12 protein-coding genes are annotated in these 10,762 nt (G+C 67.7%); 4 read left to right on the top strand and 8 right to left on the bottom strand.

The annotated features are described in order from the left end of the window. From G3I65_RS16705 to G3I65_RS16695, 3 genes are all read right to left on the bottom strand, one after another. Positions 1–335 (bottom strand): DNA glycosylase AlkZ-like family protein (locus G3I65_RS16705; RefSeq protein ID WP_160696934.1); only part of this gene is annotated, 335 nt, incomplete at its 3' end. Then, a complete protein-coding gene (locus tag G3I65_RS16700; RefSeq protein WP_160696933.1) occupies positions 332–895 on the bottom strand; it encodes a DinB family protein in 564 nt (187 codons plus the stop codon). The genes G3I65_RS16700 and G3I65_RS16705, both read right to left, overlap by 4 nt. Positions 896–926: 31 nt before the next feature. Beyond that, positions 927–1,541, bottom strand: a complete 615-nt coding sequence (locus G3I65_RS16695; RefSeq protein WP_160696932.1) for a TetR/AcrR family transcriptional regulator — start codon at positions 1,539–1,541, stop codon at positions 927–929. A 502-nt stretch (positions 1,542–2,043) separates the two neighbouring features. Between G3I65_RS16695 and G3I65_RS57350 the strand changes: the two genes are divergently transcribed. Next, entirely contained in the window at positions 2,044–2,283 is a 240-nt protein-coding gene (locus G3I65_RS57350; protein ID WP_239071253.1) for a hypothetical protein, read from the top strand. 102 nt (positions 2,284–2,385) lie between these two features. Here the strand turns inward: G3I65_RS57350 and G3I65_RS16685 are convergent, their stop codons facing one another. Beyond that, positions 2,386–2,802, bottom strand: a complete 417-nt coding sequence (locus G3I65_RS16685) for a hypothetical protein (protein ID WP_160696931.1) — start codon at positions 2,800–2,802, stop codon at positions 2,386–2,388. A gap of 133 nt (positions 2,803–2,935) precedes the next feature. Between G3I65_RS16685 and G3I65_RS16680 the strand changes: the two genes are divergently transcribed. The 3 genes from G3I65_RS16680 (at position 2,936) to G3I65_RS16670 (ending at position 8,631) form a co-directional block, all read left to right on the top strand. Next, complete coding sequence (locus tag G3I65_RS16680; RefSeq protein WP_160696930.1) at positions 2,936–3,808, top strand: hypothetical protein; 873 nt, start codon at positions 2,936–2,938, stop codon at positions 3,806–3,808. Then, positions 3,780–5,111 (top strand): hypothetical protein, encoded by a 1,332-nt coding sequence (locus G3I65_RS57345; protein ID WP_239071252.1) that lies wholly within the window; start codon positions 3,780–3,782, stop codon positions 5,109–5,111. The genes G3I65_RS16680 and G3I65_RS57345 overlap by 29 nt, the downstream gene beginning before the upstream one ends. Before the next feature lie 373 nt (positions 5,112–5,484). Beyond that, positions 5,485–8,631 (top strand): hypothetical protein, encoded by a 3,147-nt coding sequence (locus G3I65_RS16670; RefSeq protein ID WP_160696929.1) that lies wholly within the window; start codon positions 5,485–5,487, stop codon positions 8,629–8,631. Positions 8,632–8,839: 208 nt separating this feature from the next. On the opposite strand, the gene G3I65_RS16665 is transcribed toward G3I65_RS16670, so the two are convergent. The 4 genes from G3I65_RS16665 to hxlA all read right to left on the bottom strand — a co-directional run bounded on the left by G3I65_RS16665 (position 8,840) and on the right by hxlA (position 10,735). After that, positions 8,840–9,055: a hypothetical protein gene (locus G3I65_RS16665; RefSeq protein WP_160696928.1), complete on the bottom strand. Its 216-nt coding sequence runs from the start codon at positions 9,053–9,055 to the stop codon at positions 8,840–8,842. Between the two features lie 105 nt (positions 9,056–9,160). Continuing rightward, positions 9,161–9,778: a GPR1/FUN34/YaaH family transporter gene (locus G3I65_RS16660; RefSeq protein ID WP_160696927.1), complete on the bottom strand. Its 618-nt coding sequence runs from the start codon at positions 9,776–9,778 to the stop codon at positions 9,161–9,163. A gap of 54 nt (positions 9,779–9,832) precedes the next feature. Then, positions 9,833–10,090: a hypothetical protein gene (locus tag G3I65_RS16655; RefSeq protein ID WP_160696926.1), complete on the bottom strand. Its 258-nt coding sequence runs from the start codon at positions 10,088–10,090 to the stop codon at positions 9,833–9,835. A gap of 15 nt (positions 10,091–10,105) precedes the next feature. Next, positions 10,106–10,735: a 3-hexulose-6-phosphate synthase gene (hxlA, locus tag G3I65_RS16650; protein ID WP_309235504.1), complete on the bottom strand. Its 630-nt coding sequence runs from the start codon at positions 10,733–10,735 to the stop codon at positions 10,106–10,108. Between the last annotated feature and the right edge of the window lie 27 nt (positions 10,736–10,762).

The raw sequence follows: 10,762 nt of genomic DNA, 5'->3' as shown, positions 1-10,762 counted from the left end.
GCGAGCTCACGGCGGTAGGTGCCCAGGACGCGCTGGCGCAGCATGGCGTCGAAGCGCGTCCGCCACGCCAGGACGTCCTCGGCGGTGAGCAGGTGGACGGTGCGGCGCATCAGGTGCGTCCGCACCAGGCGCCGCCCGGTCAGCAGCTCCGACAACGCCGCCGGGTCGAACGCGCGCAGCCGCGACCACAACCCGGTGAACGGCTCCTGCGGCTCCTGCGCCTGCAGGCCACCGAGGTGCGCGACGGCGTCACGCACCGGCAGCGCGGCGCGCTCGAGCAGCAGCTGGCGGGCGAGCGTGGCGCGGTTGAGCGCCCGCGTGTCCAGGACGGTCACGTCGCCTTCCGGCCGTCCAGCGCCTCGCGGATGATGTCCGCGTGCCCGGCGTGCTGCGCGGTCTCGGTGATGACGTGCAGCACCGCCCGCCGCGCGCTCCACACGGTGCCGGGCTGGTGCCACGGCGCGTCGGGCAGCGGGTGCGTCACGGACAGGTCGGGCAGGCTCACGATGATGTCCTCGCTGCGCTTGGCGACGTCCTCGTAGCGCGCGAGCACGGCCGCGAGGGTGTCGCCGGGCAGCATCCGGAACTCGTTCCGGTGGTCGACCACCCACTGCGGGAACTCGCGGGCGGTGCCGGTCGCGATGTCCGCCCAGGTGACGCCGTCGGGGAGGTCGTAGCGCATCGCGGACGGGCCTTCGAGGGCGAAGCGCAGCCAGTTCTCCTCCATGGAGGCGACGTGCTTGAGCAGCCCGCCCAGGCACAGCGCGCTGACGGTCGGCTGCGCGCCGGCCTGCTCGTCGGTGAGGTCGCGCGCCGCCGTGATCAGGGCGGCGCGCGCCGCCGCCAGCTCGGCGATGAGGTCGTTGCGTTCGGTGTCGTTCTGCACGAGGACCACTCTGGCAGGGGAAGCGGACAGGTTGTGTCCGCTATTGCGGCGTCACCCCGAGCATCCGCAGCACCAGCTCGCCGTACTCCTTGCCGAGCGCGGCGGGCGTCTGCCGCGCGCGCTCGCTGTACCAGCGGGCGACGTCGACCCCGAGGGAGAGCACCGCGCGGGCCGAGGTGTGCGGGTCCGACACGGTGAACACGCCCTCTTCGACGCCGTCCGCGATCACCTTGCGCACGATCCGCTCGATCCGCCGCCGCAGCTCTGCGACCACCGCGAACTCCTGCTCGGGCAGCGCCTGCAGCTCGTACTGGACCACCCGGGCGACGGTGTGCCGCCGCGCGTGCCAGGCGACGAAGTCCTCGACGATCAGCCGGATCCGCTCGACGGGATCGGGCACCTTCGCGACGACGTTCTCGACCAGCGCGAGCGTCTGCTCGTGCCCGTACCGGCTGATCGCGAAGAGCAGCGCGGCCTTCGACGGGAAGTGCACGTACAGCGCCGCGGGCGACATCCCGGCGGCCCCGGCGATGTCCCGCGTGGTGGTGGCGTGGTACCCCCGCTTGGCGAAGGCCTCCACCCCGGCGAGCATGAGCCGCCGAGCGGTCTCCGGCTGCACGTCCGGCCACAGTTCGGCCGACAGCGACATCGTCATCCGGTGATCCTCCCAGACAGCCTCGCCCTACGGCGGCCCCGACGGCCGGCCGGGACACCGTAATTGTAAGCGGTTGCTAACCCGAGGATCTGCGGGATACATCCCGTAAAAGGGGATGTCATACCCAAGATCGTACCTGTAGTCGCATCGGCGGGCAGGGGCGCCCAGGGGCGCGGCAGCACGTCCTCGACAGCCGTGTCGAACACCAGGGCTACGAGGTTCCGGTGGCAACAGGGTGGGACTATCGCATCCTCTGCCCCCACAGCGCTGGCCGTGTCGCGTAGCTCGCCCGACGCTCCACTGCCGGGGTAGTGCACGTTCGAAGGTGCACTACCCCTATTGGTGAAGGTGCACTACCCCCACTGGGCGCCTGCGCCTGGCCTGTACCCCAGCCGGGGTACTGGTTGCCTGGGCCCTGGCCGACCCGAAGATCGACGAGCGGCAGGGGGCGCATGGCCATCTGCGACCACGAAGCCACCTGCTCAGCGATCGCCCCGGCCTGATGATCATCGCCGAGAAGGGCTACGCCTCCCGCGAGCTCGACCACTACCTCGCCGAGCACGGGTTCCGGCTGATCCGGCCGTCTTACCGAAAACGCAAGCCTCATCCCGGCACCTCCGACGTCGTGGTACTGCGCGCCGAGGCCCTTCTGCATGGGATACACGTGTCGGGCCTCGTCTACGACGTCACCATCGGTCTCGTCCACCCTGCCGCCCAGCAGGAAGAACAGGCTCGCGGATGATCTTCGGCCACTCGGCGGAAGCAGGTCGTCCAAGCAGTAAGGCGGTCGGGCACTCGTTGCCCACACGGGGACGGGCGGCCACGTGGTCGCCTCTTCAGCGGGTCATCGCCGTGGCCGCTTGCCCATCGCGGCTTTCCTGGCTGAGGCCCGGCGGAGTCGCCGCTGGAGCATCCGCAGCGCGCCGCAGCCGAGCAGGCCGCCGGCGAGCAAGCTCCCGGTCGCGAGTCGTACGGCGGGGTTGACGGCTGCCTCGCGAAGCAGGGAACAGAGTGCGCCGGCGATTGCACCGACGACGGTGACGACCGCGATCAACACGAGCGCCAGCGCGACCAACGCGTCTCGGCGGATCGAGCCGTCGCGAACCCAGCCGTCGATGACCTTTCTCCACGGCGTGGGCGGACACTCGACGTCGTTGCCGGGAGAACGTTCCGGTGCGTCTCCCGGGACTCGGCAGCGCGGACCGCCATACTGGGATCCGGTGACTTCGAGCCGAGGCGTCCGATCCTCGCTGTTCTCCATGTTCGGTGTTTAGGCGGTAAAGGCCTGGTCAGCCCACGAGAACTTCCTTCAAAAAAGTCGTGGGGTAGGACGACGACCGAGGCCTACAAGGTTCGTGTACGTCGTTCCGCACGAACCGACGAAGGAGACGCAGGTGCCGGAGGCCGAGCAGTCCGCAGGCGGTCATCCGCCGCGGGCCTCGGACGCGGGCCTACAACCCGGGGCATACGCGGATGTCCAGTTTTCCCTCATGGAAGGCGTGCTGAACGAGCTCGAAGTCAGCGGCGGGATGACCACTGACGAGGCGGAGAAGGCCGATGTCGCGCGAGCGCGTCTTGCCCGTCTCGGCGGTGACGCCGAGCTCTACGAACGACTCGCTGGCCGCGGCTTCGCCGGTGTCGAGTATGACTTCTTCCGCGCTGAACTCTCCGCCTACGCCCTCCCGGTTTTGCGTTCGTTCATCAGACGCAAAATGATCTACTCGATGTGTCGGGAAGTCGGCCGACCGGTCAAACCCTCCGATCTGGTCAGCGACCACTTGGCCCGCCACGTCGATGACCGGCTCGAGCTTGCCGGTGAGACCATCGCCCGCGGTCTGCAGTTGTTCGAACAACAGGCACTGCGCGGCGGCAAGTGGACACCGCAGGGGGGCGCCTCGTTGAAGACGTACTTCATCGGTGCTTGCGTGCGGAGCTTCTCCGCCGCCTACAAACGCTGGCTCGCGGAGTACGAACATCCGGATAGCGTGCCGCTGGAGTTGGCGCCTGAGCCCTGCGGAGTCGAGGACCCCGAGGCCACGGCTGTGGGGCTTCTGACTGTCGAAGAACATCTCGACGCCATGAAACCTGTCGCTCGCGATTTGGCGGCCCGGGTGGCGCTGCGCGCCGAGACGTTCGAGGAGGCCGGCGAGGCATTCGGCCTTTCGGCTCGCGCCGTCGAAGGTCATTTTACCGGCACCGCAGGGAACAGCAACGTCGCAAGAAGAGTCGAGGTGGAGAATGAGCCGACAGTCCTACATCGGCGGTGATGTCGACGAGAGCATTCTCCGGGCAACGGTCCTTCGCCTCTCGGACGTATTCCGGGAGCTTGCTCGGCGGGAGGATGTTCCCTGGCGGGACGCACCTGAGGTGTTGGCTTTGCACGCCCTCCGCAACAAGATCAAGTACGGCAGCTACGGCTCCGACGAGAACGAACTGGCCGACGCGATGGCGGTGGTGACCGGCTTCCTCCAGCTCATCGAGAAGTCGTCCATCGGCGCTCCGGTAGCGCAGCAGGTTCGTGATCTCAGCGCACCGCACGACATCGCCGCGGTACTCGCCCGGGCTGACGCGCTTCTGCGCGGGCCCTCCGTCGCCGGCCATGACCGGCTGACCTCCATCGCCGCCGCCGAAAAGGTCGGACGAGTCGAGCTAGTTCAAGAACTGAAGACCCTCCGCAAGGGACGCGGACTGATGGGCAGGGTCGAGGACCGTGTCGGTCCCGGTCTGAGATCGGCATGTGTTGTCGCAGGCGACGACGATCAGGTCGCGATCCGCGCGAAGGTGACCGATCGTCTGACGGAGCTGGCGTCTCACCTACCTGAAGACTTGCGCGTCGCGGCGCTGGCGGCGTTCGGAATCAGCGCGGAGGCTCGCCAACCGCTCTACCAGGACCGGATCCGATGGGCTGCGCAGCACCTTGACCGTGATCCTCGGACGGTCCGACGTCGTGTGGACGAGGCGATTGAAGTTCTCGCTGAGCTGGCCAGTGCTCCATCGCCGTCGCCGGCTGAGGGGGATCGGTGGCATACGGCCGCACTGGCGGTGACGATGGTCCTCGACCAGCCGGAGCCTGAGGTATTTGAGCAGCGGCGAGTCGTCGCCGACGAGGATGGTGTCAGGTCACTGGATCTGGCGATCTCGTTTCCGGCAGGTCGAGGTGACCTTTCGGTCACCGTGTTCTACGGCGGGACGGTGGTGGATCGCGGGATGGCGACCGACGACAGGTGGGGTTACGGGCTCGAATTGCCGCATCCCCTGTCGCGAGGCGAGCAATGGGAGTTCGGTATCAGGTTCCGGCTGCCGCCGGCGTCGATGGTGCGACCCCACTTGGTCTGCGTGCCGCGTCATCCGTGCGAGGCGCTCGACCTGCGGGTCCGGTTTGGGCTAGAGCGTCCGTCCGACGTGCGGGTACTGGAAGGAGCGTTTCAGAGGGACGTCACGACTCCGACCTTCCGAGGTCGGCGCCACCCGGTTGATTCGGCGGGAGACGTGCATTTGCGGTTCCGGCACCTCACTCCCGGGCTGGCGTACGGTGCTCGATGGGATGGCCGCAGCGCCGACCTGCAGTGATTCGAATCGCCGAAGTTGGGATGATCTGCCCGACCCTCGAGCCGGATGTATAACGACATATAAGCCAGGGCGGGTGACGTTCGGGTCCCCGAGCTCCCGCCGCCGGCGCCCAGCAGACCATCCGGCCCGCCAAACGGTCGTTCAACACAGGGCTGGCGGCTCTGAGATGATGGTTGGCCCGCGTGTAGAGCGTCGCAGCTTCGCGCCAGCAGTCGGTGGCCTCCTCGGTGCATCCGAGCTGATCAGGCAGTTGTTCAAGTGTGACTGCGATCGTCTCAGCATCTCCTCCTTCGCGCGGTGTCCCTCCCTCTACGCACGACGCGTTCGCCCGTATCGCACCCCGACCGTCTCGCGGACGTCGCATACTGGGCCGATGGGACAAGAGTCGGAGCTCAGTCTTTCGGCCGCGGTGACCGACCGCCTTGAGGCCGAGCTGGGCACTGATGCCGCGAAGGTGCTTGGCTGCCTTCGTACCGCGCAGTTGTTGTTGACGCTGGCTGAAACGGACACAAACAACCTCCGGCTGGCGGAGAGCGCTGCCTACAACCTGCGCGAAGCTCTCGACCACGTCGTCGAAGGCCGCGACGCCGCCGAGGGCGGTCTGAAGTCAGTGATCGACACCTGGCGCCGGTACAAGCTTCAAGCTGAACTGCCCGGCGCTGATATCGAGGCCGCGCGCCGAGACCTTGATGAGCTGCTTCAGCGAATCCAGGACGATGGTGCGGCTGCCTCCCACTACGCCCGCAGGCTCCTGACCTACTTCCGCGACCGTGCGGGAATCGATCCGTTGAGACGCCCCGGCGATCCAGTCAAGCAGTACGGCGAGTTGCGCAACGCCGCGAGCGCGGGGCTGCACGACGGTATCTCCGTCGTCGCAGCGCAGGACCTGTACCGCCGGACGATCACATGGTTCATCCGCGTTTTCACACCGCCTGATGCTTTTGTCGCTGCGGTCAGGGCCCTGGCTGCGCAGCCCTGGATCGGTCAGCACCAGATCGCCGAACTGGAGCAACTCGCCACCGACGACCACTACCTGCGACGGTTCTTCGGCGAGGTTGCCGATCCTGCCTGGCTTGATCCGTTGCACGCGTCCGGTGTTGCGGGGATACCGGCCGCAGGCGCCCAGTGGCCGGCGTCGGCGCTGCTTGATGGGCTCGCCAAAACCGACCCCGAGAGTGTCGCGCACTTCCTGGAAAGAACCCTGGAGAAGACGAAAGAGGTCGGCGTTCACGAGCGGTCCGGCGCGCGCTTCGAGTTGCTGCGGATCGCTGTTCAGCTCGGCCCGGCCGGCCACCGGATCGTGACCGAGGTGATTCGAGCGCACGGCGATTGGTTACCCGTGCGCTCGCTCGCCGTTGACACGGCCCTGGCTGCCGACGCCGCGGATCCGATCGTGCTGACAGTCGCAGACGTGGTGCTCAACCACTATCAGCGTTTCGCCGACGGCGACGATTACCACGCCACCGAGATCATCGAACACCTGCAACGCGGGGTCACCGCGGCGAACGCGGCGGCCCGGGCGACCGCGCTCGCGGGCAAGGCCAGACGACTCGCGGCAGACAATATCGCGCGGCACAGCCTGGGTATCGAAGCTCTGACCGCCGAACTTGACGAGCACCCTGAACCTCTTCTCCTGCTCATCCACCACCTCGCGCGAATCCTGGGCAAGGCTCGCGAGCGCGGCGTGGCCGCGACTGTCCAGCTCAAGTGGATCGGCAGTATGCCGGGTGCGGCCGGAGAGCGTCTTCGCGCTGCCGTGCTTGCCGGGGCCGAAGACGTTCCTTTGGCCGAGAAAATCGACCACGTCACCCGGCGTTTGCAGTCGCGGACCGCGACAGCCGAGGACCTGGCGCTCGTGAACGACGTCCTCGCGCGCTCCCCGGCCGACGCCGACCTCGACGCATGGGCGGACGCGTGGGGTACACCCTCACCCGCCCTCGACCCGACAGAGCATCGATTTCCTGACGACTGGGCACGCGCGTGGCGGTGGGCAGCCGTACTGCCCAGCAACGTTCTCACCCGTTGGAGCGACGTCATCGACCGGGTGAGCAGCCAGTACAACCACCCGGATCCCGCGCAGCTGACCGGCACCCGCAGCCGTGACTGGGAAGTCAGCGTCGTGAGTTCCCCATACAGCACCGACGAGCTGTCGACACAACCCGTGCTTGAGGCCGCTGCGGTTGTGGCGTCGTGGGAACCCAGTACCGAAAGAGAGGGCTGGAACTTCGGCAGAGAAGAACTCGCACGGGCACTGTCTGAGACAGTCAAAGCTGACCCGGCGGAGTGGAGCGCAAAGCCAGCCGAAGTCGTTGCGGTGTTGGGGCAACCGCTCTACATCGAGTCCTACCTTCAGGCGCTCGCCGACCGGGCTGCCGACCTGCTCACCCATGCCGAACCCGTACTCACCGTGGCGCTCGCTCAGCCGGCCCCCTGTCACAACGCTGTACTCGACCTGATCAGGGCACTGGCGACCAAGGACGCCGCCGTCGGCTCCGTCATCGACGCTCTGTGGGACCGAGCGCTCGAGATCACGCGACAAGGGCTGGAGTCCGGAGATCTCTCTGTGGCTGGCAGTGATGACCCGTTCATCTATGCGGTCGACCAGCCGTGGGGGCACGGTTGCCAAACCATTCTCGCTCTCGCCGCCTGGGAGTTTCGCAACTGTAGTGCCGTCCGGCCCGAGTTCGAGCACATCTTGGACACCATCATGAAGCTGGAGAATCTGGCCGGCTTGGGGTTTCGCGCGATTCTGGCGGCTCGCCGTCCGCTGCTGGAAGCGATCGCCAGTCGCTGGCTCGACCGGAACCAGGACGCGTTATTCCGCGAGGGCCTGGTTGCTCGGGAGACATTTGACCTCACCGTCAGGTGGGCTGAGCCGACCTCACGCTTCTACCGTGAGTACCGGAGCGAACTGATCACCGCCGCGCTTCGCGGAGCCGACAGGGCTGTGCGCCTGGTTGTCGTCGCAGCACTCAACGGCGAGGAGAGTTACGGGCTCGACTGGGTGCTGGACGAGCTGCGGAAGAAGCCCGCTGCACTTGGCACCGCGATCAGGGATAGTGCCCTGATCGCACAGCACGCGCCTGCGGACTCACCACGTCTCGCCGCGGCTCTCAGGTTCTGGCATCTGCTCCTGGACGCGGCGCCGCGGCAGGTGCCTGGCACCGCGCTTGCCGGGCTGGGCAGATGGGTATTCGTCGAGAGCATCGATGACGACGAGTGGCTGCGACTCACCGCCCAAACTCTGGAGATGACTGGCGGTGGCATCGAACATGCGAATGCGGTCGCTGATCGGGCGGCCCGGACTACGCAGAACGCGCTGACTCAAGGCATTCTCTTGACACTGCTCGACGCTGGAAAACGCTGGGAACGCCACCACGCTGCGCGTCGAGCGCTGGACGTGCTGCGCACGGCGCCAGCAAGCGCGGCGGACGAGAGCCTTCGGCGCTTACGCGTGCGATTGATCGATCTCGGTTATCACGAAGCTGCGGAGATCCGTTTCCCAGACAGCAAGTTCTAAGCACGCGACGAGTACGACGCAGAGCACCGGGTGATCCCATTGACGTATGTGCCACTGACCGTCGTCTCACTTTCAGTATTCAACGCGATCGTCGTGCACAACATTCGGCAACTGCGACCGAGGCGCGTGCGGTCAGTGAAGAGGTGCTGGTCGTATAACGGACTACACGGCGCATCGTTTGATGCCGAACGAGTGGCACATCGATAAGTCAACCGGCATCGAGGTCGGCTCCGGGCTCCGCTGGACGCCGGGCCTGGCGCTGGAAGGCGAGATGGCCGAGATCGCGGCCGCGCGCGCCGAAACCGGGCTGGCCCCGGATCTGGTAGCGGCGGCTCAGGCGGTGTTCGCCCGCTGGCGCGACCACCGCGACGACGACAGCGTCGATCTCGACGCGCTCCTGCGGGCGCTGGTCAGCCCGCCGCACCTTCCTGGTGACCCGTTGCGCCAGCCGGGCCGGCAGTGCTTACGGAAACGACGACCCGGTCGCCGAAACCGGGCGGGCGGCGATCGCCGCCCACCCGGTGGCCGCTCAGTTCAGGACCGGACGGCCCAGCGGCAGCGGCTTGCCGCCCGTTGCGGCGGACACCGCGCCGGCGAAGAGGTACACCCCGACCGCGGTGAACGCGAAGACCGCGTACCCGCCCGCTGTCGTGGCCGCGGTCGAGCCGGCCACCGTGCCGTACAGCACCAGCGCGAGCGCGAGGTCGACCAGCACGAACAGCACGGTGAACGCGGCGGGCAGGCGCAGGGTGGTCAGCGTCAGCAGGCCGATCGTGACGAGCCAGGCGATCAGGAACAGGCCCTGCGTCGCGGTCGCCGCTTCGGGGGAGATGCCGAACCAGCCGTGGATCAGCCCGAGCACCAGTGCCGCGTAGCTGAGCCAGAAGCCGGCGAAGATCCCGAACACGGCGGCGACGGCGCTTTCGCCGAGGGCGGCCGCCCAGAGCGCGGCGACGAGCTGACCCACGCCGGTGGCGGGCAGGATGATCGCGATCGAGGCGCCGACGGCGGCGGCCGGGACGTAGCCGGTCAGCACCAGGCCGAGCGCGGTCGCGCCGACGATGAAGGTGGGTACGCCGATCAGGGCGGGGTCGCCCGCGGGCGCGGAGCGCGCCGGGGCTTCGGTGGCGATGGCGGTGGTGGTCATCGGTGACTCCTCGTTGAGCTGCGGATGATCCTCGAAGCGAGCTGGGAGAGAGAACTACCGGGCCTCGGGCCACATTCGCGACAGCTCGGGGTGGTCGTCGTCGAGCAGGCGGTGCGCCAGCGCGATCGCTTCCTTCGGGTCGACCTGGTCGAACGCGGGATCGCCGTTGGCGATGCCTTCGAAGGCGTCCGCCAGCTCGTTCGCCGCGGCGGGGGACAGGCTGGTGTCCTGGCTGCATTCCACGTAGCGCAACCGGATCACCCCGGCGGCCTGCACCATCAGGGCGCAGTAGGTGTCGTGTGCGGTTTCCACGCCGGCTCCTTCCTCTCAGCGGGTGGCGTGCTTCTTCAGCTCGGCCGCGGCGGCGCCGGGGTCGGTGGCGTTGTAGATCGCGCCACCGGCGACGGCGACGACGGCTCCGGCTTCACGGACGGCGCCGATGGTGTCGGCCTTCACGCCGCCGGCGATGGAGAACGGGACTCCGGCCAGCCGGCCGTCGTCGAGCAGCTGCTGGATGCTGTAACCCGGCCGGGCCTGCTCGTCCAGCCCGGCGTGGATCTCCACGAAGGAGACACCGAGCTTGGCGACTTCGCGGATCCGCGCGACGCGGTTGTCGGTGACGCCGATCATGTCGGCGACGACCTGCTTGCCGTACTTGCGGCCGGCGGCGACCGCGCCGCGGATGGTGTCGTCGTCGACGGTGCCCATGACGGTGACCAGGTCGGCGCCGGCTTCGAACGCGAGTCCGGCTTCGAGTTCACCGGCGTCGGCGGTTTTGAGGTCGGCGAAAACCAGCTTGTCGGGGTGGGCGGCCTTGATGGCGCTGACGGCGGCGATGCCGGCGGCTTTCACCAGGGGGGTGCCGAGTTCGAGGATGTCGACGTGGTCGGCGACCTGGTTGGCCAGGGTCAGTGCCGAGGGAAGGTCCAGAACGTCCAAAGCCACCTGCAGCTGCACGGCAATTCTCCTCATCGGTACGGGATC

This window comes from Amycolatopsis sp. SID8362 (genome assembly GCF_010550475.1).
Classification (GTDB): Bacteria; Actinomycetota; Actinomycetes; order Mycobacteriales; family Pseudonocardiaceae; genus Amycolatopsis; species Amycolatopsis eburnea.
Note: the sequence above shows the minus strand (reverse complement) of the source record. Positions and strands in the feature narration are given on the sequence as shown.